Raw genomic sequence first — 23,973 nt, forward strand, 5'->3', positions numbered from 1 at the left:
AAATATGGTATAAGCATTGAACATATTAATAAAATGAAAACCAAGATTTTAGAAAACGATAGAGGTACATATCAAAAATTTCCATCTTTATATTCTCCTGAAAGAGATTATGTCGATTTAGTTCCAATGGATAAGGTAATTGGTACATCTAGAGGAACAGCAGGATTAAGCGTATATGATAATGTAAGGGCAATGTATCGTGGAGAAAGAGAGCCTCATAGGTTTAAGAATTGTTTCAGTTTCTTAGATAAATTGTCGCTGGGGGAATTGCGAAAATCCTATGAAGAATTATATGATCCAGTAAATATGGTTTACTACGTAGATGATGATAAATATTTTTTATCTGGTGATGGAAATCATAGGACACTTATAGCTATGTTGGTTGGTGCTAAATATATTCGTGCAAAAGTAACAAATGGACATTGCGATACTATTAAAAAGGAAAAGTTTTTCTGTAGTAAAGAGTTTGAAATAAAATACAAGATAGTAGATATCATGAGTTCGGGTAATATTTATGATTTTTCTTTTAAAGATGATAAGGGAGTTTTTGAAATATGTGGATATCCTGCTCCTAGAGAGGAAGAAGATTTATTTGCTTTTTTGAAACGAATATCTAAAACAATTGATGATGATATTAAAAAGGTTAATCGCATAAAGAAAATGCCGACAATTATTATTAAATTGATTTTGCACTATGAAAAGAATTACAGAATAGAGCAATACATAAACAGGAAGTATTTGACTGAAGAGGGACGTCTTTTTTGGAGAAATAGAGTCCCGGTTGTATTGCATAGTTTATGATTGATGTCTGGTATGTGATGTTGTGATATAAATAACCAAATAGATAAACCTTGAATTTAAGGAGTAGATTATGACATTAAAACAAAAGAAAGATGAAGCAGAAAAAGAAGGAATCCATATTCCTACTGATTTATTGGGTGATAAAAATATTGTCGGTATATATGGATTTTTTGCAATTAAGAAAGAGGAAGAATATTGTTTCTATATAGGGAAATCTACTAATATAGCGTATAGACTGTTAGGTTCTAGTGATGGTCACGTTTATCTGTACTTAAAAAAAGAGTATTCAAAATTACTTCCGCAAAAAATTAATGAATATCGTAATGGTAAATATGAAATTGAAGTAAGAATTCTTGATATAATTGATTACCATGATACTTCTTTTTCAAAAGCTGCTCATCGTCTAGCCTTAGCCGAACTTCAAAGAATAGTTCAATATCAAGAACAAGGACAGTGCGAATTTCAAATGCCAGAAGGTTCAGGAACGTATGAAAGAAAATATTGGGAAGAACATTATAAAAAACAGTGAAATAATGATAAATTATTTTCGATTAAGCCCATTTTGTAGAGAAATATCAAACTTCCCATTATATTTATTAAGAGAATTTCACATGGCAAAATAGCCATATAAAAAAATATATATGTTAGCGAGAAATATAAAGCTGCTTTGATAAAGTGAAGCATTTTTAAATGAATGAAAACCCAGAGGATAGCCGCCTCTGGGTTTTTCGTCTGATTATAATTGGAAATAATTTCACTTTTGCCTATAGACATTATGAATGATAATCGATTAGACTTCTGGTTCATAAGCCTGGGAATGCTTGTAAGGATTTTTCCGGGCATTCTCTCTAAGTGCTTTTTTGTTACCTTTGATACCTTTATCTGTATAAAGTGAGCCATTTCTGGCTTTGTTATTTGAGTAACATAAAGATCTTAACAGGTTTCCGAATAATGAAAATACTTGCTGCGTAGCTTTTTCTTCTTCAAAAGTCTCATAAGCCTGTTTTGACTTTTCGGCATATTCATTTCCAGCTGCAGCTGATTTATCAAGCCAGAGTATCCCTTTTTCCTTGTCTTGCGGAACCCCTTTTCCCCAGAGATATATGTTTCCCAATTTGAGCATTGCAAAATCGTTACCTAAGTCAGCAGATCGTTCCAGGAAGTCGATAGCTTTATGGATATCATAGTAACTTGTATCAGGATCTGATAAGAGTTTTCCCAAAGAATACATTGCCTGGTGATTCCCCATATTGGCCGATTCCTCAAGGTAGGAAATAGCAAGCGAGATATTAGCCAGCAGTTCCGGATATTTATCTGTAGAATCACTATACATGCTACCTAGTTTAAGCATAGCAAAATCATTACCGAGGCTGGCTGCTCGCTCCAAGTGTTCGATAGCTTTACGGATATCGTAATGACCTGAATCTTTATCTGAGAAAATCTTTCCCAGGGAATACATTGCCAAGCTATTACCTAAATTGGCTGATTTCTCAAGGTAGGAAATAGCAAGTGGGATATTAGCCGGCAGTTCCGGATGTTTTTCAGCGGGTCCACTGTAAATATTTCCTAACTTAAGCATAGCAAAGTCATTTCCCAGTTCAGCAGCGTGTTCTAAGAAGTTAATGGCCTTATGGATATCATAGTTTTTTGTTTTAGGATCAGAATAAGCAGATCCTAAAGCATATGATACCAAATGATTCTCTGGGGTAAGCTTATATAATTCCTCTAGGATTTTTATTGCCTTCTTCAACAATTTCTCATCATTGGAATGTATATAAATTTTTGATAATGAGTATAATGCATTTGTATTTTTTAAAGCAGCAGCTTTTTCAAATAATAAGGTTGCTTGTTCAATGTCAACATCTGTTCCCAGGCCTAATTGATGCATTTTACCCAGACGATATAATAAATCATCATTTTTTTCAGATTTGATTAGCATCTCAGAAAAACCATCAAATGCTTGCTTATAATATTTCTGGGATAAATCAGGATTTTTTTTGTCAAACAATCCCTCATGATAAATGCGTCCTAATTCATTTGCAGCGTAGTTATTTTTTTTCGAAGAGCTTTTTAATAAATTGACTATATGAGATTTGTTGTTGAAATCATCATTTTCCCTAGCCTCAGACATTAATATTTTTGCAAGAGCGTATTGAGCGTAAACATTATTATCAGCTTTTTCGTACCAAGATTTAGCTGATTCAATATTTATATCTGTACCCTGGCCGTATTGATACATTTTTCCGAGTCGGTATGCGGCATAAATACTCTGCTTCTGGTTCGAATTATAGATAGTGTGGAAACCGGAGAGGGCTTCCTGATAGTAAGCAGCAGCCAGCTCTGGATCAGAGCCTGCTAAATTGCGTTCATATATCTTTCCAATTTCATATGTAGCCAGAATGTTACCTTTACGATGTTCTACATCAAATAACGATAATGCTTTGTCAAAATCAGGTGAATCTGCGTAAAGTTCAGCTGAGGCAGCTTTAAATTCTCTGTTCCATTTAATAAAGACAGCACCATTGGATAAAGAATGCTCTGAATAATTAATTTCAGGTGAGGCTGATAAATCAAACTCTTGCCCAGATGAATCAAATTCATCAATGCTATCCATGGGATCAATTAACTCAAATTCTGATTTTGAATCAATTACTGAAAAATACAAATCTTTATTTGTGCGTAGTTCTTTGACTGAATTTAATACAATATTTCCTAAACGTGTATCAATATCCTTCTTTGCCTTATCGAGCGTTACTTGTTGTTTTTTTTCGGTAGGAGAATAAGTTAAGGCCATTTGCTCAGTATATTTCAGAAATTTTTTGTATTCATCTTGTAATTCGTACTTACTGAGTATAGTGCTGACAAGGGAATTTATTTTTTCTTTTACTTCTGGCGGCATAAACCTGTATTTCAAGCTTCCTTCTGGGGGAATTGCTTCTACTAATTCCAATATTTTTTGTGTGGAATCTGAAAGTAGTTGCTTATTAATTCTGGATAACGAACGGTACTCAGGAATCCCCAATACCTCTTGTTTAAGTGAGTCTACTTCTAGTTTGATATCTTTTTGGGTTGATTTTGTAAGAAGATCTCGAAAATCTGTTTTCAAACGCACATATTGCTCTCGTTCCTGTTTAAACATCTGTTTTGAAAGGAGTTCACGACATTTATGTTGCTGAGGTATGGAAATAAATGGTTTGATATGTTGCTCTTTAGCTTCACTCCATAGCATAAAATGTACATGTGGGTGACGCTGTTCGTTGTGGAAAGATGCAACCCAAGCTAAATTAGTGTTAGAGATACCAAATGTTTCCCCGATATCAGGTAAGTTTTCATGTAAAAATTTAGCCCAGCTTTCTTTATTGGTAAAGTTGAGGTCCTCGGCATCCTCCTGGCCCAGAGAGATAATTCCTCTGAATACACATCGTTTACTTGATATTTTTTTCATGTAATTACATATTCCATTTACATCATTTGTATTAATATTACCGAAAAGCCCATTACTTCTTGGACGTTCGTTAATATATTTTATATAGGCTTCATTCTCAGCAGCACTTTTCATATTTTTTTCAAAGGCATTCAATTCCTTTTCCAGCGGCTGCAGATCAACACCTTCACGGGTGGCAATATAGTACAAATGATTATAATTCCTTATTGCGGTAGACTTTTTATTAGGAGAGTGACACCTAATCTTTGAAATTAAAGGTTTATGCATTCGGTTTAAACCCCTTACTCAATATGGAAGCATAGTCAGTGTCGTTGCTTTTCTCAGAATCCTCGTCCGACTCCATAAAATCGAAACCAATATCAGGAGCTTTGCCATTGCGATATACATAATTAAAAGCATCTCTACGAGCTGCTTCATAAAGTTCCCTGAACTCGATTTCATTAAGGCCACTCATGGTGTACTGCATGGATTTGAGTAGTAGGAATTGGGCAGTTGCCGCCGTACTTAGTGCTTTGTATTCAAGATCTTTTATTTCTTTAAATTTCCCATCAAATTCTGAACGAAGTGTTCTCCTAAGTGTTGTAGTAATTATATCAAGGCCACGTTCCGCAGCGTCAGTAGCTATTGCATCATGTAACATTCTTCGAGCCATCTCCGCTTTGCTGATTCCTTGTTCCTCCGCCATGGCTTTTATTTGTTTGTGATCATCGTCTACTAGGCGAACATGTAACTCAGGTAAACTGCAGCTGCTTTTGCTTTTTTGTGTTTTCGTATTCCTCATAATCGTGTAGATAGAAAGTAATTGCTATATGCTTATATTATACTTTTGCTGTTTGAGATTTTATCGTATAGCCCTTTTTGGGCCTCGATAGAATAATTGAGGTATATCATTGTGTTACTGATATATTTGTGTCCAAGCCACCATTGAACGTCCCGCACGTCGATATGAGGAATGGCAATAAGTTCCATGGCACGGGTGTGCTTGAGTGTATGGAAATGCCATTTATCCTGACTTATTGTTGTGAAACTACAATAAAATTTCATCAGAATATCTAAAGTTCTGCGATTTATTGGCCGGCCGCTTTTGGATGGGAATAAATAATTACTGGTGAAGGGAGTTCTAATTCTTTCTTGATAATATTTCTCTAATTCATAAAATACCCGTTCATCAACAATCTTCAGAACATTACTCACACTTCCTTTTAACCTTCGACAGAAAATACTCTGATCTTTCACATTGAAATCTGTAATTTCAATTAAACCAATCTCGCTGGCACGTAGACCGCAATATTCAGCAATCAAAAAAATAGTTAGATTTCGTGAGTGAAATTTTGATGACGTATCAACTTTTTTAATTACATCAATTAATTCATTGTACTCTGCCGTTGATAAATATTTTATGTTTGAGGTACTAAATGATGATCCCATTGGATATTCACCACCTTTTTTTAGTTTAGTTCAAACAGCAATGCGACAAAATAAGCATTTTGGGACATAGAGTATATTACCATATATTCCCAACTTTGTAACCATGTAAATTGTCCATAAATAAGTCAACAAAAGGAGGAAGGTTATGCAGCAAACTATGCTCATTGGAAGAGTAGGAAATGATGTCAGGTTTTTTGATAATGGAAAAGTTCCATTTGCCAGTGTTTCTGTTGCTGAAAATCAGTATTACAGAGATAAAGAAACCGGAGAACGGAAGCAGTACACGACCTGGATACCGGTGATCGGATATGGTCCCAAGGCAGAGTTTATGCGGGACTATTTAAAAAAGGGGAATCGGATAGGTATTTCTGGAGTGTGGAGAAATCTGCACTATGAAAAAGACGGAAAAAAACAATATCAGTTAGCTTTACGTTTGCAAGAGGTTCAGTTCTGTGATTCAAAAGTAATCTCAGGGCAGGAGACATATGATGAAAATGCAAATGATGGTTTTATACATGTTGGACCAACAAATCAGCCATTTGGGGAAGATTTCAGTATGCCGTCTTATATTCCTGGTCTGGATGATGAGGAATAGATATGGCTACACTTGACAAAGAAAAACTTAATAAAGAAAAACAGGAGCGAAGAATTAAAGTTACGATTATTTTCGTAAGTCATATTTTTGTGACAGTATTTTTCGCATATTTAGCCCATCAATTTGCGATATATTTCAGCCAGATGGCAAATGGTCGTTTGCCAGAGTTCAGATTCGATCTCAACTACATAAATGCCTGGAAGCTTCTGATTTTAAAACGGGAGTTTGGAATGATCCTCTGGTGGGGGATATTTGAAGTTATGTTCGGTGCTGTAATGGTTACTCTGTTACTTAAGCCACGTTCAGAGATAAGCAATATTAGAGAATATACAGTAACAGATAATATTAAGATTCCGATTCCTGTTGGTAATGGGCAGCATGGTAATGCGTGGTTTGCCAGCAAAAAGGAAGAAGATGAGATTCTAAAGACAATTCAATTTGATGGTACAGATCCATTTCAAGAATTGAAGGAGCGTCCAGGAGTTGTTGTTTCTATGGAGCGTAAAGGAAATACAGATGTAATTCGATATCTTAGAACTTTTGCACATTCTATTATTATTGCACTTACCGGAGGTGGAAAAACCAGGCGTGTCTTGCTACAGACAATTTGCCTGCAGATGATGGCCGGCAACTGTATATTGATTTCAGACGTAAAAGGAGAGATTTATTACTATACAAAAGGCGAAGCAGAAAAAAGAGGGTATAAGGTGATTGCAATTGATTTGTGCAATCCAACAAAATCCTCTCGCTTCAACTTTTTGCAACCGATCATTGATGCGATTCAAGAAGGACGGAGAAATCAACAGAAAGAGATATCAGAGATAGAAGAGAAAATTCGTGCTGCTGATAAAGCAGGTGATCTGGAACAGGTAGTTAGTCTTGCTCAGGAAATAGAAGATATCAAAAAGGATTATTCTTGGACAGGGAAGGCACAGGATTACACTTGGGACATTGTTGCCGTTTTTGCAGGGGAGCAGAAAGGTGAACCGCTATGGTACAACGGGGAGACTGCAACGATGGCTGCGTGTATCATGGCAATTTGTATGGAAGCTCCACAGGAATATTGGAATTTATATAACGTGTATAATTTTATCGCTTATATGGCTCAGGAACACCCAGTATCTCATAAGACTCCGTTGTCAGCGTATTTGAATACTTTACCAGATACCCATCCAGCGAAAACTATTTTCATGCAATCACAGGTGGCTGCGGAACGGACAAGAGCATCTTTTTATACATCTGCCATGGGAACATTAAAACTTTTTACGAATCCCGGTTTGGCAGAGATGACTGCATCTAGCGATTTCGATTTATATGATGTTGGAAAGGAAAAAATCATTATCTACATGATTATTCCTGATGAAAAGAAGACTTATTACCCAATAGCCTCCACTTTAATTACTCAATTATATATTGCTCAAGTCGAAACAGCTAGGAAGAACGGTGGTCGATTACCGATTCCTACAGATTATGATTTGGATGAAATTGGAAACTTTCCACCTATTCCAGTACTTGCTAATCTATTAGCTGTTGGAAGGTCAAGGGGGATTGTAGCCAATTTGGTAATTCAGGATTACCAGCAGCTTGCAACAAAATATAAAGATGAGGTAGAGACGATTAAAACTCAGTGTGGTTTGAAGATTTTCCTCAAGTCGGATAATCCCAAAACCTTAGAGGAGATTTCGAAAACCTTAGGGAATTATACCGTGGAGGTTACAAGTGCTTCCACGTCGGCAAGTACCAGTATAAAAACAATGGATGCTAATATATCGAATTCCAGTAATATAACAGGAAGAAAATTACTTATGGAAGAGGAAATATCCAAATTTAAGTCTCCGGATGCTCTTATTATGGTAACCTCGGAACGCCCAATGGTGACAAAGATGCCTGACTTATCGAAATACCATTTTAATGAAATGCTTGGTCTGGGTGATGAGGATTATAATAACCAATTGATATTACGGTTAGAAGAAGCACGGCCAGAAAGAAAGTTAAGGCAAGTTCCTCTCTGGGGAATATGGAATCAATATAAAGAAATGCTTGAAGAAGAAGCAGCACGTCAAATGAAGGAATCAAATATAGGAGGTTAAGAAGCATTATGAGATATTTAAGCAAAAAGAGGAGCATTAATAGAATCATACAGATAATCCTAATGGGAGTAGTAATAAGTATATGTTTTGCATTACCAGTATTTGCATCTTCTGTTGATTTTAAACAAACCAATCTATTTAAAGGAACAGCAAATATTCTTTGGGCTGGAACAGCTGCACTTACAGCGATTACAGTAGCGGTAACTGTATTTCTATCCATTAAGGCTGGAATTGCATGGCAACTTGCAGACGATCAGGAAAAAGCACAAAAGAAAAAGATATTAATTCATACGATAGCGATTGGTGTACTTATCGCCTCCCTTAGCGGATTAATTACATTGATACTCGGTGCGTATGGCCTGTCAGACGGAAGTGGGGGAGCTAATTCAGGTACAGCAGCAATTGATAGGACTTACGAAGTAGCTCAGAACATCTATTGCTATATATATAGCTAAGTAAAAGCTTATGGATTTTTTATTAAAGGCACTTGCTAAATTTATAGGGAATTTGACAACAGCATTACTTGAGGGGGTAGTGCTGACGTTTAATTCAGTGTTTCAAACACTTGTTAAATCTTTTGTCGAGCAGTCAGCTGTTAAAAGCATACATAATGCATCTGTTGGATTATCAATATTTTTAATCATGTTGTTTTGCATGCATAGCTATTTTAATACTTATATTTCTGAGACGGACGGCGATCCGGATGCAGACCCTTTGGATATTTTGGTAAGAGGAGCAAAAGCAGTAGCATATTCTTGTTGTTCTGGGTGGGTATTTGGGACTTTTATGAATTTTACTTCTGCCTTAGCAGAGATGGCAATTGCAGAGCTGGGGGAAAGTGCAGACTGGTCAATTTCATTAAGAACAGTGATACAAGAAATCAATGGAAATATAACAGGTTTCGGTTTTATTTGGTTAGTGATTATTCTGGTACTGGTTATTGGAATCATTGCGTTTTATGTGATAGCGACGATTAGGGCAATAGAACTTATGCTGATGTACATTATTCTTCCGGGATTTTGTTCTGAACTGTGTTATACGGCTCACGAACGGTTTAATGGAATTACAACCAATATCTGTGTTACCGGTCTGTATTATATTTTGCAGTTGATATGTTTTTATATGCTTTGTCAGTCAATTATATCTATGTTAACGGGTGTAAAACCTGACTCTGCTATTACATTTGAGGCATTCCGAAGTTTGGGGTGGTTAATTGCGACACTCAGGTCCCCAAAGTGGTTGGAGAAATTTGCGTATTCTACAGGAATTGGAGACAGCAGTAAACGTGCAGTTGGGACTGTTGGTACAAGTGCAATGCATGGGGTTTTCAATAAGTTGATTAAATAATTTGAGGAGAATATATGGTTAATTTAGATATTGGAGCTTCCGCAGGTTCCTATATAGATTATATTAAGTTGTTTATGAATATTCTAACAGGTCTATTCATTGCAGGGGCCATATTTCGCTCTGTGTTTGCGGGATTGAGCTGCCTATCAAACGATCAGCCATTAGGTGAATTTCTTAAGAAATTGAAGAAAATAATTCTTGCAGCAATATTGAGCGGAAGTATTCCTCAAATTATTAGACTTATAGCGGAGGCATATGGAGGGGCTTGATATTGTTACTGTATATGATAATTGTAACGTGTAAATTTAGAAGGAGCCAGTAATGGATAAAATTAAATCGAAAAAGCCTTTATATATACCTATTAAGACGCTGGATTCCGAAGATTATGTTACAGGGTTCGGAAAATTAGAACTTGCAATTCTTCTTTTTACGATAGTGGTAACCATTGTTATAGGTGTAATTATTGCATTTTTAATTAATTCGTTGACCGGTATTGTAGCTGGAGTTTTCCTAGTCTCTACTGTATTTGTGATTATAAGAAGAGATAATAATAACGAAAACATGATCAGGAAAATTAAGATTGTTATTCAACATAAGCGGAGTCAAAAAAAATATTTATATAGTTATGATTCTAACTTAGACAATATCTATGATGAGGTGTAAAGATGGAAGCAGTTAAAAAAAATGATACTCAATTGACTCCCTCTCAAAAAACAGCAAATGACATGGTAAATGTAAGAGACATTAAAGATATTTTTCTATATACGAAAAATGGGTATGCAATTTGTTATCTCAATATTGGTAATCTCAATATAGATCTTATGAGTGATGATGAACTGGAGAATGTTACCCAAAGACAAGCAATGTCTTTTGAAGGGGATAAAAATAATTTTGATTATTTTACCTTACCCTCCCAGGTAAACCTTGATCCTACCAAAGAATATCTCAAATTTAAGCATCAGGAGACGGAGGACTTGGGAAAACGAAAAGGGTTAAACCTCATGCTCCGTGAGGTCGCATATTTGTCTACGAGTGGCGAAAATTTTGAGCATCAACATTATATTAAAATATGGAAAAAGATCGGTTCAAATTTAAAGGATACCCAGAAAGAGTTGACAATCAGAATAAATGAATTCCTGGATCGTTATATGGCGGCTGGGAATACCTGTGAAATATTGAAGGAAACCGAAATTATTAAGATGTGTCAGCTTTTTGGAAATCCGCAGCAAGCTCCATATATGGGTATAGGATCAATCAACTTTTACGAAACATTTACGCAAATCAGAGGATAAATGAGGGGAGAAAATATGGTAAAAAAAACAGAAAATCAAATCGTTAGTTATGATTTAGACATAAATACTACCCTGCTTAATATTATAACTCCTTCTGCGATTGATCATGACAGAAGCTTTCTGAATATTTCAGAAAGCGTAGGTCGGGTAATGTGTATATCAAAATTCCCCTCCTATACAAATTATGGTTGGTTGGCTCCAATTGCCAAATTAGAAAGTACAATAACAAAAATCGAATACCGCCATACGTCACCAGAAAGAATAACAAAAGCTTTGAATAATAAAATCTCTGAATTGAGAGAAAATCTTGATGCTGCTAAAAAAGAGTCAGAACGGCAAAGTCTGGAGTATTCAATTGAAAACCTCATGAATTTAATTGATAGGATTACAGTTAAAGGTGAGCCGGTTGGATTTGTAAATATTATGCTATATATATCCGCAGAGAATACTGCTGAATTGGCAAGTAGAATAAGACGAATCCAGTCTATTATATCTATTCAGGAATGTGGAGTCCGTCCTCTGGTGCACAAACAACTATTAGCGTTTCAGGCGATGGCCCCTTATGGATTACCAAATTATGAAATGGTAAGTAACATGGGGGAACGTGCAATGCCTATTTCAACACTTTTGGGAGGGTTTCCAAATGCATCATCTGGCCTGTATGACGAAAAGGGTTACTTTTTAGGTAAAACAAAAGATTTGTTATTGGTGATTCTTAACCAATGGATACGTAATAAAGACCGAACTAATTCAAACTGGGTAGTTACAGGTGTCCCCGGCGTCGGAAAATCAACTGTACTAAAAGTTATATTTGCGAAAGAGAACTGGACTGGAACAAAAATTATTATTTTTGATCCGGAAAGAGAATATGTCGATTTGGCAAATAGTGATTATATCAATGGCGATGTGATTGATTGTGCTACTGGTATTAATGGGCGAATCAATCCATTACAAGTCAGAGCTGTCTGCCAGGTTAAAGCGGAAGATCTGGATGAAGGGGAATCATTAGGAGATTATTTTACATTTGACATAGAGGATGAGCTGCTAGAATCACAGTTAGCTTTATATATTCAGCAGCTACGATTGTTTTTTTCATTATATTTTGGAAAAGAAGATTATAATGCAGAGCTGAAGACAATTTTAGAGCAAACATTGATTGATTTGTATGAACGCTTTGATATTACGTGGGATACAGATGTGACAAATATCCCCAATGATAAGTTTCCTACAATGAGAGAGTTATATGATTATGCGAAAGAAAGAGCGGAGAAAGAAGACAATTTGTACATAAAAGCGATCAGAGATAAGTTGGTTTTAAAACTATACAGCTCTGCGTATGGTGCGGATCAGTTTATTTGGAATGGTTACACAACGTTAGATACTAAAAGTGATTTCATTGATTTGGATGTTTCTAAATTGCTTGATTTGGATGACAATGTCAAACGAGCGCAGTTTTGTAATTTGACTTCTTGGAGTTGGCAGCAAATGTCTGCTGACAGGACAGAACGGGTATTGTTTGGAGTCGATGAAGGGTATTTGTTCGTAGACCCAGATTATCCAGATATGATGAAATATCTTCGAAACATCTCAAAGAGAGCACGAAAGTATGAAGGCGGTCTTATGTTTATTACCCATTCAATTGTGGATATATTAGATCCTGCAGTTAAACGATATGGACAGGCTATCATAGATAGTGCATGTTATAAATTCATAATGGGAACCGACGGAAAAAATCTAAAAGAGACACAAGAGTTATTTAATTTATCGGATAAAGAGGTAAATATACTATCCGCAAAGTCCAGAGGTCAAGGTGTATTTATGTGCGGAAACATGAGAATTAACATGACTGTAGATGTTTCTGACGAGATGCTTGCTATTTTCGGTTCCGCCGGAGGACGATAATGCATATAAAAATTGCACTGCAGATAGCAAAACAGTTATTAACTACGGAAGATGGCCGCAAGCTTTTGAAATGGATTGTTATAACTGTAATAGCGATTGTTTTATTGATAGGAGCAGCATTTTTACCGATTTCAGGTTTTGTCACCGGGGATGATAATGAGGATATAGATGCATTGCTTGATGATACCTTTGTGATTACGCAGACTAGATATTATAAGGCGATTGAACAGTCCAGAGAGGCATACATAGAGCAGACAGTCCAGACGATGTCTAAAATTGCTCAAGATGCCAGGGAAGAGTACAAATATGAAATAGAGGTAGAAGAATATGATGCAAATACAGATTCATATTCAAGTTCAACAGAAACGGTATATCCAACTGTTGAGGTTATCACCCCATCCCCTCCGATAGTTACTGCAATTGCATATTTTTGTTTTACAGAAGAAGTACAGCTTTCTGATGTCAAGGATAAGGTATCTAAACAGTCGGTAATAGATTTCTATGAAAATAAAATTGCCAATCTTCCATATGTTGTGACCAGTCATAATCAAGATTATTATACTGTGTCTCTTACATATAAAACAGATGATGAGTTATCAGAAGCTTTGTTAACTGATGGCACATTTAAAGATGAAGGTGACGTTGATTTTTTTATAACATCTATTGAGCGTATTACAGAATTGATTCGTGAATCTGGTGGAATGGGGTATGATGGTACACCTTCTGGAAATATAAGCGATTCTTCTGTAGCAAAACAGATTTGGGATTATTTTAAAAGTAAAGGCTGGTCAGATTATGCCTGTGCCGCTCTGATCGGAAATATTGAAGCAGAATGCGGCATGAAAGTGGTTCAGCAAGAAGCTGGAGGAACTGGCATTGGAATGGCTCAATGGTCATATGGACGAAGAACAAAGTTCCTGAATTGGTTGGATGTAAAAGGCTATAATTTGTCAAATGTAGAAGCACAGTGCGAATACCTGATAATTGAGAATGTCTGGTATAAAGGCAATGTGACATTGTATAACAGCGGAGGATTGAAACATCAATCAAAAGCAAGTTCTCTCAGTGAATTTGGAACTTACTCATATTCTCAATTATCAGATGCAGTTGATGATTTTTTATGGCATTGGGAATCGCCTAACTATAAGTATGCACAGTGGGATCGGAGACAGGGAGCTGCACAGGACGCTTATAATCTATTTGCAACCGGTGGAAGTAGTCCTGTATATAACGGAACTTATGCACAAATTAAGGCTTCTTTTTTCCCAAACGGAAAATTACCAACATCAGAATCTCAAATGGGATCATATTTAACAACAATTTCATTTGTAAATAGTGCTGGAAATACTAAAAAGGTAAGAGTACATAAGGCGGTGTCAGCTGATTTATTAGGTGCATTGACCACTATATCAGCTGGTGGTTATGAGATAAAGCAAATAGATGGTTATGTCTGGAAAAATAAAACAAATTCTTCATCAGGCAGCCGATCTTCTCATTCGTACGGTCTGGCGATTGATAAAAATTATAGCTATGGAAATCCTCAGGTTATTGGTGGGGTGGTCAAAGTAGGAACGCCGTATGGCTCGCACGAATTGAGTATGTATGAGGGTGGAATTGCAGTAACAACGATGAAGAGTAGCGGATGGAAGTGGGGAGGAAATTGGACCAGCTCTAAAGATTATATGCATTTTTCAGTATCGGGAGATTAATTTTATGAATGATTGCAGTAAAAAAGGAAAACATTTATTTGCTTTAGTTTTATGTTTGTTGGCCATTTTTCAATTAGCAATGGAAAGTAAGGCGGACATGGAACCAAGTTATAACATAGCAGTAAAGCTTGATCCGGCAGTTATTGCCTATCTCAATGAAAAAATTGAGGTCTATTGTGAAAAAGACGGCCAATTTTATATGAGCATTGATTTGAATAAAAGCAATCGCTATGAATATAAAAAGGTATTTGTAAATGGTGTATATACCTTCCGGGCAAGGGTTCGATATGACATGAATGAGGAATATACCATTCTTCCAGATTCACAGAATATTGAACTTACATACAAAAATAATAATTTTTTGAATGAGATAGTCTTTACGATTGAAGGGGCAAGGGAGGAGCCAGAAGAACATTCGAATCTTACTGATAATGAGTCTGAACAGGGATCAGACTTGAGCCAGGAGGAGAAAATATATACCTTAGATGATATTGATGAACTGTATGAAATACAGAAATCAATGCTTGTTGAGGCAGAGAGGGCATTTACTGAACAGGAAGTTTGGGAACAGAATCATAATTTCCTTTCAGAAAATGGAGGTTTTGGTCAAAAATTTCCAACCATTGAAAACGAAAATCTTCCTATGCATGTTTATCCGGAATCTGAGGAAAGCATAGATCAAATGGAGGAAAGTCAAGTACAGACTCCGTCAGCAACTGAGGAAAAAAACATGGAGGAGAGTCAAGTTCAACCTTCTACAAGTATAAAAACAAATGGATTGTGGGTGTTGGCTATTGTTGTACTTTTCCTGGCATTAGTGATAGTGATAATAATCAGTGAAAAGGGGAGGAACAAACATGAATAAAAGAGAAATAAAAATATTAAAGATAGCAGTTTGCATGATTGTTTCAGTAATTACGCTTTTTGTAAGCTGTCACAGTGGTTGAAAATACATGCAATTTAGATAAGGGGTAATATATGGCGAGGAAAAAAACTGTCGTGGTTGATATTCCGATAGAGTTACTGAGTGGTGATAGAACCATTATGATTAACAGCGTAAGAACGGCTTTACAGAATGGGTTGCATCATTATTTTGACTCAGATGGAAATTTTACTGGAATCTATATCAACTTTAATCGTTCAATGTTTTTGGCAGATGGAAAGAAACGCTTAAATGATTGCGAACGACTTACTTTTGAGGTTGAAAATGTTATTTATGAGCTACTTTATAAAGCAAAACGTTATACGACCATGTCACTTAAAAACTTTGCAGAGGTGGTGATTTTAAAAGAACTACTAAATGACAAAGATGGAGGAGGTGATGGAAATGCAAAAGATGGTTCTGTACATATCCAGCAAGGCAATGAGACAAACGGTGGACCACTCCATAAAAGAAGCTGAATTACTAACGTTGGATTGTAATAATCAGATCGGAAACAATATTTCACTATTTGATTACATGAGAAATAAGGGTTTTTTATTAAGTAAAAATGATGTTGACTATATGATTATTGACCTTTCGGCACTCGCTGACAGCGAGGAAACAATTGGAGAGTCAATACAGGGGTTTTTAATTACTCATGAACATGTGAGAATTATTATCATTTCTCCAATAAATCAAGCCGGTGATAAAATTCTGAGTGAATTATTTGCAGTAGGTGTTCGGGACTTTGCAGTATCAAGTGACTTCGTTGTTATCAAACAAAAGCTTGAAGAGTGCTTAACGGATCAGGGGATGAGCTACAAAGAAGCATCTGAGTATAAAGATGTAAAAAACCGAACTCTAGAAGAAAAAAGAGAAGTAAAAGAAGTCAATAAGGTAATGATTGGTGTGATTGGTTCACAGCCAAGAGTGGGGTGCACACATAATTCTATCGTAATTGCAAACCAGTTAAAACGGTGGGGATATAGTGTTGCTTATGTAGAAATGAATGAAAATGGTGCATTACAGCAGATACGCCAGGCAGAAAAGCTAAGTATGGTGGATTCATATTTTTCAAGTAGGAATATTGACTACTACCCAGATGCAGATAACTCCTTACTGAAAAAAATTTTGAAGGATCAAGTATACAATTTTATTATTCTGGATTTTGGAAGTTTTCAAGATTGTGATATTAATGCGTACAATCGTTGTCATGTAAAAATCGTTATTGGCAATACGCAGCCATGGGAAATCACTTTTTTGGCAGATTTTTGGAATCGTTATGACGATGAAGCCAGAGAACATATTAATTTCTATCTTAATTTTGTTGAAAAAGAATCAGATAGAAAGGTGCTAAAAAAGTTGTTTCATAAGGATTTGAAGTTTCTTAGTTATTCAGCGGATCCATTTAGCGAAAAAGATTTTCCTGGCATGTCAGAACTGCTCGAAGAATATTTACCAGATGCCCCCCCAAAAAAAGGATTTTTCAACTTTGGTAAAAGAAAGAGAGTAGCAAGCTTATGATAAAAAAACGAATGAAGCTGTTAAAAAACGAGTTTAGTCGGCTCATCATTTATGAGGGATACAACGATTTTGAAGCCATGGTTATTATGTTAATTCGGTTCATGAGAGTGATAATACCTATTTTATTTCTTTTCATGATGTGGACTAAAAAGGAGAGTAAGAATGAGCTGAAGTAAATATTTAAATTATAAAAAGGTCTTGTTGTACATTGAAAAATTCATATGCCATAGTTCAGAGAGGAGGATTTGATAGGTAGTGATAGAAATTTGTTATTTAAATGAAGTATAGAAAAGAACTAATGGCTTGAAAGTGCTGTTAGTTCTTTTTATAAGGGTTCTAAGATAAAACAATCGGAGGGAAGGAATGAGAACGTATCAAAATTTATTTGCAGGTGCAATGATAACAGCAGTGTTGTCTTTATTACCGGTGTGTCCAGCATATGCAAGCTGGATAAAAAGTGAGACAGTTCCAATAGAGGCCGGAAGATCTTCCTGGTGGTATTCAACAAATATTTCTAATAACACCTGGTATGCTGGAGATCCGGTCATGTGGCAATGGATTGATGGAAATAAAGATGGAGTATTTGAGTGCTATGCATTTGGTACTGATGGTTGGATGTTTGCCAATACAACAACACCAGATGGTTATACCGTCAATGTAGATGGAGCATGGATCGTTGATGATAAAGTACAGACGAAATTAGTATCCACTAAAATGGCCAGAAATATTAGCATTGGTGGAGGTGGCAGTGGTAGAGGAGGATCTTCATCAGGCTCCAATAAACCGAGTGTGAAGCCAGAACCGGAAAAACCAGCACCAATGCCAGAAAAACCCACACCGGAACCGGAGCAGCCAGAAATCATCACTTTTTCTTATACCATACAGTATAGAGACATTGAATCAAAAGAAATTCTCCGGGAGGAAGTGGGACAAGCAGAAAAAGATAAGATCATCGAAATTGATCATAGGACTTTTTATGGTTACAAGATTTGCGATGAGCAGCCAACGTCATTCCAGTTAACTTACAACAATGCGAAAGAAATTGTGTATTACCAAAAGATTAGGTCGGCTACTCCAAGTGAAGCGCAGGAAATCCGATGGGAAGTGAATTTTGTAGATGAGGAAACACATCACAAACAAATCTTTCCGCAAAGAAGCGGCGTTGTTTTAGAAGGCGGCAGCTTGTATGTGAATTATATGCCATCAATCACGATTGATGGAACGATATGGGAAGCATTGGACACACCACCCTTTGAGAGTGAGGTTTATGGACCAGGAGATCAGATCTTTTACATTGAATTTGAGAAAGCCGGGATTATTCCGGAACCAGAAGACTCTTATGCAGAGGAAAAGGAGCTGTTAAGGAAATGGTTTAAGGCAGCTAAGGAAGCCGAAGCAGTTATTACTGGAGAAATGCCAGAACAAATATTAGATTCACGCTTTATCATATCAAATAAGACTCAGAATGATACAAGAGTCCGCAGTATAACAAACGGTATTTCTGATGAACAATCTTATACCTTCTATATAATTGGAAGAAATTATATTCCAAATGGGTTGGCTATTACTGAGTGGTACGGCAGTAATGCTGATTATGCTGTTACGGCGGAGGATACAATCCAAATTGAAGGTGACCAATACACCGTTGTTCGTATAAACGTATCTTTGACTTCAGGAAGCGAACATGATCATCATTGGGAATTGGTATATGAAAATCCAGCAACTTGTTCTTTAAAGGGAAATCAATTATATGAATGTAAAATCTGCGGAGAGCAGATGGAAGCCGATTTACCGGCACTTGGCCACATTGATGAGGATGATGATACCATTTGTGATGTCTGTGGTGAGATTATCGGAGCCGATGAGCCGGCAGGAAAACATTGGAATTTAGGTGATATTCAGGTTCAGAAGCTGGACGGAGAGATTTATTTCTTCAAATGCATTGATCAGAATTATTCAGACAGAGCTGAGAATCATAATCAGATGGCATTATTTTTGAGTACAACGATTGTTCCTGCCAACTATGGTTCTCAGTATAAATATGAGAAATTGCCAGATGGAACCTATAACTATGTGTTTTACCCAGGCCCAGTAACAAGTTTTGGCTCTAATAATGATTATAAATATTCAGAAGTACGTAAGTGGTTAAATAAGTTGGAATCAGATACTTATAACCTGGGTAATACAAGCATTGGAATTTCATATGCATATATGGGCGCAACTGCCGAAGGGGCAGGTGATCAGATGCAGGAATCAGATTTAACTGCATCATATATCGGAGTTCAGAAGATGACAGATCAACTATTTATCTTGTCCGTGGATGAAGCATTGAAATATAAAGAATATTTATGGGAGGTGGAAAGTACAGGAGCTTTTTCAAAAGGTTATTGGCTGAGAAACCCAATGGGAACAAGCAGTCAATATAATACTGGTTATGTATATATTGTTGATTTGGTCAATGAGAATATCCGGGCTCAGTCAGTTTTGGCTGCTGGCAGCGGTTCTGATGAAGAAATCAATGTAACTGGAACAACAGGGGTAAGGCTTGCTTACACCATGCCGCAAAAATGAGCTGGAATTTCCGATAGCAGAATACAGAATAAAGAAGCCGATTCCAGTGAAAGAAAGCAATCCCCCAGAGATAGAAGGAATTTATGGAAATGGTGATGATTATGTTAGTGATTGCAGTTTTTGTATTATTTGGTTTCTTCTTTGGCTGTGTTCTTTCGGTCAATCCAGAACAGAAGGAATCGGAGGATAATGAGCAGATGGAATGGATAAGAGAATATCAAGAATATTAAAAGCATGAGAGAAAGGAATTAAAGAAAGAATGAAAAAGAACGGGAAGTTAACAAGAGTGGCTGTTTGTGGATTGATTACAGCTTTATCTGTTGGAAATATTTTTCCGGCATTGGCTCAACCTGTTATGCCAATTGTTCTAGAAGAGTATATTCCATCAGATATAGACATCGGTGATGGAGATACTGAAGGCACAGGTACGGCGTATGTAGATGTTGAAGAAGCTAATACAAAAGACAGTGACATAGCTGATCCGGATATAGAGGAGACTGAAGATGTAGATATAAAAGTTTCAACTCCATCAAATGCCAGTTCTAAAGGGAAAGGCAGTAACGCAAAAGTGCCAGATCTGCAAGTCAAAGACGATATTTTTGAGGATATGCCAGAGATTGGAACCGATGAGTTTACGGAATGGTTTTTTAGGAATGCAGAAAACAGTGATTTATGGGAATGGGTATCACAAATTACTGCTTCCCCGGATACGGTTGAATATGTCTTGTATATGGATTGGTACGAGACTCATGCAGAGCGTGTTGATGCAGCCATGCAGATTCGTATGGGAATCTCCTTAATGAGTTTTTCAACCGGCGATTTATGGGGAGACTGGACCGGTGACATGGACTGGCAAGGGGAAGGAACGGAATCAGGACCATATCAGATTACATCTGTATCAGAGCTGATGGGATTTTCAGAACTGGTGGCTTCCGGGACGAACTTTAAGAATACTTATTTTGAACTGACTAATGATATTGATCTTGGAAGTATTCAAATAAACTCTGGCAGTTGGAATCCGATAGGCTGGTACCAGAATGCATCAGAGATGGCCGGTGATGTTTCCAATGTATTTAGTGGAAATTTTGATGGAGCCGGGAATACAATTTCAGGATTACGTATTTCAAATTCCACACAGAGCTTGCGAAATATCGGGTTATTTGGAGCAATAGAGGGTGGATCAATTAAAAACCTGACCATTGAAGCAGAGGAGATTTATGGAAATGATAACGCTGGTATTTTAGCAGGAATGATATCAAAGGATACAACGGTTTACAACGTCACTGTGAAAGGATATGTATTTTCAGCACAGGATGCCGGTGGCATCGCCGGAGAGATCGCCGGAGGAAGTAACAATGTGACCATTGAAAATTGTACCGCAGATGGTGTTGTCATTTACTCAAAAGGAACTAACGGTTTTGTTGGCGGAATTGTCGGCAATGCGAGTAAAGCGGATCTGATCGACAACACCGTATATACCTATGATGGTGATGGCAATAGAATCGCCGGCAAAGGCTATGTCGGTGGGATTGCTGGCAGAATGAAGCAGATCAATATTTATAATTCCTATGTTGGAGGAACCATTGGCGGAAATGGTTCAGTTGCAGCTGGTGGCTTAGTAGGAAAGTATGAGAGTGGAAATCTGATACTGGGCCGGTTTGCTGGAGATATAGGCAAAACCAATAATGGTACAGCATCAAGAGAAGGTACATTTGTTGGAACTCGTGGGAGTGGGAACAATTTTACATATGGAACCGGATCCAACAATAACCTTGCGTATTTATTTACAACCAGTGCATCGAAAGCAAAGGTTGCATTTGGAAGTAATATTGATGGGGACAATTCGTTTACGAGAGATGCTCACATTGGATATTGGAGCAATAATGAAAAATCCTACTACCTGGTTGCTGGAAAAACAGAAACACTTGGCAGCAACTATTTTTATGAGGAATTGGAAGCTGGAATTAAGCATGTTATTACACAAAAACTCAATAAAGAGTTCACTGCTTCCGGGTACTATGATGGATTTAAGTTCAGACTAGATCACTATGCACCTGGCTTCCAAGGAGAGCCGGTTCGTGGGTATTTGGTTTCCGTTCCCAGGATTGATGCATTAAACGCAAATGGGACATATGATACCGATGTTGCAACTTTGACCGCAATGCCAGTCAGCAATAATTCTTTCTACCGCCAGATTGACAAAGATCATCCGGCAGCCGTGGCTTATGGTGTATCTGTAAGTGTATCTACTGCGGCAAAGAACAGCAGCGGGAACCGTTATCAGATGGTATATAATACTGAACCGACTTACACAGATGAACATGGTGATGTTATACCCATGACATATGCTAGCGGTGGTACTTATACCTTTGTCATGCCGGAATGCGATACAGAATTAAAAGTTCAGTATGAGAAAGTAACAACGGAGCTGACCATGACTCCTGCCGAAACAACCATTTCCGTTACACAGACCAGGAGCGGTGATCGGAAGAATCCAACGGTTACAACCGAGGTGAAAAATCAATCGGGTATATTAATTGCCAGGTATATTGGTGGAGTACAGGATACCAGCGTTGAAGTACAGCCAGTATCCATCCATGCGGAGCATAATAATGATGGTAGCACGGTAAATAAAACTGTACAGTGGTCCGTTGACGATACAAACCTTATTACGAGTACTTCAGAAAGTGGATATACGTTGACAGATGCTAAGATAATGCCGAATTTGCAGTCAAATTTCATCCAGAATATCATAACCCAAGAAGTTCAGGCTCAGGCCAATGCAGGTTATGCAAATTCGATCAGTAATACAGTATATAGAAAAAATGCAGTTGTTACGGCAACCACAAATCCGGAAACAACGGTAGATAATCGGACGGTTTACGGAAATACGAAAGTAACAGTATCGTTTCAGATCATTGATTTAACAACAATTCGCGTGGAAGGTTTAGCACTGAATAAGAGTAATATTGCTTATACCGTAACCAGAACACTTTCAGGAGATCGGTTGAACCCGACAGAAACAATTACCTGCAGTGCGCCAGTGAGTTTAACAGCAACTTTAAATCCAAATCAGCCATTTCTAAGAAATGCAACATGGTCGGATCAAGAAAGTGGAAAGATAATCACTCTTGCACCATCAGGGGATTGGACACAGGATTGCTCAGTAGCTATACGATATGATTCGTCTGGACAGCAGAATCCAGTATGGATTCAAAACGTAATTAACGCAGATAATGCTGCTAGGACTGCAGATCCATATAGAAAGCTTTCAGGTAGTACGGCGTATACCGAGAAGGTGACAGCAGTCAGTGAAGATCAGACCCATGGTCACGTTATGGCAGAGTGTGATATAACCATTAACTTTGCCACCATAGATAATACGGTTATCCATCCGGAAAGTGTATCTCTTGATAAAAATGCTCTAACATTTGACCTGACACTGACAAAGACTGGAAGAAGGACAAGTCCAACATTGACCTGGATCGGCCAGGATACTCAGATGTTACAAGCTACTATGAATCCTAATCTTGCAGACAGCAGCATTTATAAGCCATATGACAAAACTATCACCTGGAGTGTCAGCAATGCAGCACTTAATGTTGTTAACGGAAATGTTTCCCCTAACTTAGATTCAGAGTGGATCAAGGAAACAATTTCAAAACATCCATACATTGGCACAATTGAAATACCAGTGCAAGCAAAAGCAGTTGATAATGGTAAAACAGCAGTTTGTATGGTGACGGTTAATGTGAAGGTAGTTGATAATACCTATCCCAGTAGCTCCGGAGGCGGGGGTGGCGGAGGCGGTTCTTCAAGCGGAGGTGGCTTCCGGTCAGTGGGAGTAACTACAACAGGGAATACCCAGGGACCAGCAGCTCCGGCCGGATCGGTAACAGGAACCTGGACACAGACGGCAGATGGAAGATGGATATTTGCAACCAATCGGACTTATACGGATGAATGGGCGTATATTAGTAATCCATATTCTACAGGAAGTCAGCCAAAAGCGAATTGGTTTAGATTTTCTGAAACAGGTCACATGGTAACAGGCTGGTACACAAATGCAGATAGCCATGTATATTATCTAAATCCGATATCAGACAATACGCAGGGAGCTATGTTCACTGGCTGGCATTGGATATCTGGAAAATGTTATTTCTTTACTGAGATAAAGAGTGATACAAATCCAGAAGGTTCACTTATGAAAAATGCAACAACTCCAGAGGGTTATACAGTAAATACTGATGGTGTATGGGTAATTGATGGTGTGATTCAAACTCAATAGCAAGAGAATAAGATTTTGATTAAGATGTAATAGGATTATTGCACCTTGACAACCAAATA

Annotated in this window: 21 protein-coding genes; 18 read left to right on the plus strand and 3 right to left on the minus strand. The window is 37.2% G+C overall.

Features of this window, described 5'->3' with window-relative positions; genetic code table 11:
* A partial coding sequence (locus BMW45_RS27940; protein WP_166433405.1) for a hypothetical protein occupies nt 1-801 on the plus strand: 801 nt, incomplete at its 5' end.
* 70 nt (nt 802-871) lie between these two features.
* Nucleotides 872-1,330: a hypothetical protein gene (locus BMW45_RS16850; RefSeq protein WP_092246651.1), complete on the plus strand. Its 459-nt coding sequence runs from the start codon at nt 872-874 to the stop codon at nt 1,328-1,330.
* A 261-nt stretch (nt 1,331-1,591) separates the two neighbouring features.
* On the opposite strand, the gene mobP3 is transcribed toward BMW45_RS16850, so the two are convergent.
* The 3 genes from mobP3 to BMW45_RS28535 form a co-directional block, all read right to left on the minus strand.
* Entirely contained in the window at nt 1,592-4,513 is a 2,922-nt protein-coding gene (mobP3, locus tag BMW45_RS16855) for a MobP3 family relaxase (RefSeq protein WP_092246654.1), read from the minus strand.
* Nucleotides 4,506-4,886 (minus strand): hypothetical protein, encoded by a 381-nt coding sequence (locus BMW45_RS16860; RefSeq protein WP_143057059.1) that lies wholly within the window; start codon nt 4,884-4,886, stop codon nt 4,506-4,508. Before BMW45_RS16860 ends, mobP3 begins: the two co-directional genes overlap by 8 nt.
* 173 nt (nt 4,887-5,059) lie before the next feature.
* Nucleotides 5,060-5,674, minus strand: a complete 615-nt coding sequence (locus BMW45_RS28535) for a tyrosine-type recombinase/integrase (protein ID WP_092240002.1) — start codon at nt 5,672-5,674, stop codon at nt 5,060-5,062.
* A 145-nt stretch (nt 5,675-5,819) separates the two neighbouring features.
* Between BMW45_RS28535 and BMW45_RS16870 the strand changes: the two genes are divergently transcribed.
* The 16 genes from BMW45_RS16870 to BMW45_RS16940 all read left to right on the plus strand — a co-directional run bounded on the left by BMW45_RS16870 (nt 5,820) and on the right by BMW45_RS16940 (nt 23,914).
* Nucleotides 5,820-6,269 (plus strand): single-stranded DNA-binding protein, encoded by a 450-nt coding sequence (locus BMW45_RS16870; RefSeq protein WP_092246660.1) that lies wholly within the window; start codon nt 5,820-5,822, stop codon nt 6,267-6,269.
* A gap of 2 nt (nt 6,270-6,271) precedes the next feature.
* Nucleotides 6,272-8,359, plus strand: coding sequence for a type IV secretory system conjugative DNA transfer family protein (locus BMW45_RS16875; protein WP_092246663.1), 2,088 nt, complete (start codon nt 6,272-6,274; stop codon nt 8,357-8,359).
* Between the two features lie 8 nt (nt 8,360-8,367).
* On the plus strand, nt 8,368-8,814 hold the full coding sequence (locus tag BMW45_RS16880; RefSeq protein ID WP_092246666.1) for a hypothetical protein: 447 nt from the start codon (nt 8,368-8,370) through the stop codon (nt 8,812-8,814).
* A 10-nt stretch (nt 8,815-8,824) separates the two neighbouring features.
* Nucleotides 8,825-9,706 (plus strand): conjugal transfer protein TrbL family protein, encoded by an 882-nt coding sequence (locus BMW45_RS16885; protein WP_092246669.1) that lies wholly within the window; start codon nt 8,825-8,827, stop codon nt 9,704-9,706.
* 14 nt (nt 9,707-9,720) lie between these two features.
* Nucleotides 9,721-9,975: a hypothetical protein gene (locus BMW45_RS16890; RefSeq protein ID WP_092246672.1), complete on the plus strand. Its 255-nt coding sequence runs from the start codon at nt 9,721-9,723 to the stop codon at nt 9,973-9,975.
* A 52-nt stretch (nt 9,976-10,027) separates the two neighbouring features.
* On the plus strand, nt 10,028-10,369 hold the full coding sequence (locus tag BMW45_RS16895; protein ID WP_092246675.1) for a hypothetical protein: 342 nt from the start codon (nt 10,028-10,030) through the stop codon (nt 10,367-10,369).
* Nucleotides 10,370-10,371: 2 nt separating this feature from the next.
* A complete protein-coding gene (locus tag BMW45_RS16900; protein ID WP_092246678.1) occupies nt 10,372-10,998 on the plus strand; it encodes a hypothetical protein in 627 nt (208 codons plus the stop codon).
* A 15-nt stretch (nt 10,999-11,013) separates the two neighbouring features.
* Nucleotides 11,014-12,900 (plus strand): VirB4 family type IV secretion system protein, encoded by a 1,887-nt coding sequence (locus BMW45_RS16905; RefSeq protein ID WP_242883140.1) that lies wholly within the window; start codon nt 11,014-11,016, stop codon nt 12,898-12,900.
* A complete protein-coding gene (locus tag BMW45_RS16910) occupies nt 12,900-14,609 on the plus strand; it encodes a phage tail tip lysozyme (RefSeq protein ID WP_092246684.1) in 1,710 nt (569 codons plus the stop codon). The genes BMW45_RS16905 and BMW45_RS16910 overlap by 1 nt, the downstream gene beginning before the upstream one ends.
* A gap of 4 nt (nt 14,610-14,613) precedes the next feature.
* The gene (locus BMW45_RS16915; protein WP_092246687.1) at nt 14,614-15,474 is read left to right on the plus strand and encodes a hypothetical protein; all 861 of its coding nucleotides are present in this window, start codon (nt 14,614-14,616) and stop codon (nt 15,472-15,474) included.
* A gap of 113 nt (nt 15,475-15,587) precedes the next feature.
* Entirely contained in the window at nt 15,588-16,010 is a 423-nt protein-coding gene (locus BMW45_RS16920; protein WP_092246689.1) for a hypothetical protein, read from the plus strand.
* A complete protein-coding gene (locus tag BMW45_RS16925; protein WP_092246691.1) occupies nt 15,937-17,055 on the plus strand; it encodes a hypothetical protein in 1,119 nt (372 codons plus the stop codon). Before BMW45_RS16920 ends, BMW45_RS16925 begins: the two co-directional genes overlap by 74 nt.
* Complete coding sequence (locus tag BMW45_RS16930) at nt 17,052-17,231, plus strand: hypothetical protein (protein WP_092246693.1); 180 nt, start codon at nt 17,052-17,054, stop codon at nt 17,229-17,231. The genes BMW45_RS16925 and BMW45_RS16930 overlap by 4 nt, the downstream gene beginning before the upstream one ends.
* A gap of 187 nt (nt 17,232-17,418) precedes the next feature.
* Nucleotides 17,419-19,626 carry a hypothetical protein gene (locus tag BMW45_RS16935; protein WP_092246696.1) on the plus strand — a complete coding sequence of 736 codons (2,208 nt, stop codon included), beginning with the start codon at nt 17,419-17,421 and terminating at the stop codon, nt 19,624-19,626.
* A gap of 83 nt (nt 19,627-19,709) precedes the next feature.
* Complete coding sequence (locus BMW45_RS27945; RefSeq protein WP_166433406.1) at nt 19,710-19,856, plus strand: hypothetical protein; 147 nt, start codon at nt 19,710-19,712, stop codon at nt 19,854-19,856.
* 29 nt (nt 19,857-19,885) lie between these two features.
* Entirely contained in the window at nt 19,886-23,914 is a 4,029-nt protein-coding gene (locus tag BMW45_RS16940) for a M26 family metallopeptidase (RefSeq protein WP_092246699.1), read from the plus strand.
* Nucleotides 23,915-23,973: the final 59 nt, after the last annotated feature.

Source organism: Lacrimispora sphenoides (assembly GCF_900105215.1).
Classification (GTDB): Bacteria; Bacillota; Clostridia; order Lachnospirales; family Lachnospiraceae; genus Lacrimispora; species Lacrimispora sphenoides_A.

What these genes read in the sequence shown, in the direction of transcription:
- mobP3 (WP_092246654.1), bottom strand. Translation starts at nt 4,513, where the DNA reads ATGCATAAACCTTTAATTTCAAAGATTAGGTGTCACTCTCCTAATAAA.
- BMW45_RS16870 (WP_092246660.1), top strand. Translation starts at nt 5,820, where the DNA reads ATGCAGCAAACTATGCTCATTGGAAGAGTAGGAAATGATGTCAGGTTT.
- BMW45_RS16905 (WP_242883140.1), top strand. Translation starts at nt 11,014, where the DNA reads ATGGTAAAAAAAACAGAAAATCAAATCGTTAGTTATGATTTAGACATA.
- BMW45_RS16885 (WP_092246669.1), top strand. Translation starts at nt 8,825, where the DNA reads ATGGATTTTTTATTAAAGGCACTTGCTAAATTTATAGGGAATTTGACA.
- BMW45_RS16875 (WP_092246663.1), top strand. Translation starts at nt 6,272, where the DNA reads ATGGCTACACTTGACAAAGAAAAACTTAATAAAGAAAAACAGGAGCGA.
- BMW45_RS16895 (WP_092246675.1), top strand. Translation starts at nt 10,028, where the DNA reads ATGGATAAAATTAAATCGAAAAAGCCTTTATATATACCTATTAAGACG.
- BMW45_RS27945 (WP_166433406.1), top strand. Translation starts at nt 19,710, where the DNA reads ATGGAAATGGTGATGATTATGTTAGTGATTGCAGTTTTTGTATTATTT.
- BMW45_RS16850 (WP_092246651.1), top strand. Translation starts at nt 872, where the DNA reads ATGACATTAAAACAAAAGAAAGATGAAGCAGAAAAAGAAGGAATCCAT.
- BMW45_RS16900 (WP_092246678.1), top strand. Translation starts at nt 10,372, where the DNA reads ATGGAAGCAGTTAAAAAAAATGATACTCAATTGACTCCCTCTCAAAAA.
- BMW45_RS16920 (WP_092246689.1), top strand. Translation starts at nt 15,588, where the DNA reads ATGGCGAGGAAAAAAACTGTCGTGGTTGATATTCCGATAGAGTTACTG.
- BMW45_RS16940 (WP_092246699.1), top strand. Translation starts at nt 19,886, where the DNA reads ATGAAAAAGAACGGGAAGTTAACAAGAGTGGCTGTTTGTGGATTGATT.
- BMW45_RS16860 (WP_143057059.1), bottom strand. Translation starts at nt 4,886, where the DNA reads ATGTTACATGATGCAATAGCTACTGACGCTGCGGAACGTGGCCTTGAT.
- BMW45_RS16925 (WP_092246691.1), top strand. Translation starts at nt 15,937, where the DNA reads ATGCAAAAGATGGTTCTGTACATATCCAGCAAGGCAATGAGACAAACG.
- BMW45_RS16915 (WP_092246687.1), top strand. Translation starts at nt 14,614, where the DNA reads ATGAATGATTGCAGTAAAAAAGGAAAACATTTATTTGCTTTAGTTTTA.
- BMW45_RS28535 (WP_092240002.1), bottom strand. Translation starts at nt 5,674, where the DNA reads ATGGGATCATCATTTAGTACCTCAAACATAAAATATTTATCAACGGCA.
- BMW45_RS16890 (WP_092246672.1), top strand. Translation starts at nt 9,721, where the DNA reads ATGGTTAATTTAGATATTGGAGCTTCCGCAGGTTCCTATATAGATTAT.
- BMW45_RS16910 (WP_092246684.1), top strand. Translation starts at nt 12,900, where the DNA reads ATGCATATAAAAATTGCACTGCAGATAGCAAAACAGTTATTAACTACG.
- BMW45_RS16880 (WP_092246666.1), top strand. Translation starts at nt 8,368, where the DNA reads ATGAGATATTTAAGCAAAAAGAGGAGCATTAATAGAATCATACAGATA.
- BMW45_RS16935 (WP_092246696.1), top strand. Translation starts at nt 17,419, where the DNA reads ATGAGAACGTATCAAAATTTATTTGCAGGTGCAATGATAACAGCAGTG.
- BMW45_RS16930 (WP_092246693.1), top strand. Translation starts at nt 17,052, where the DNA reads ATGATAAAAAAACGAATGAAGCTGTTAAAAAACGAGTTTAGTCGGCTC.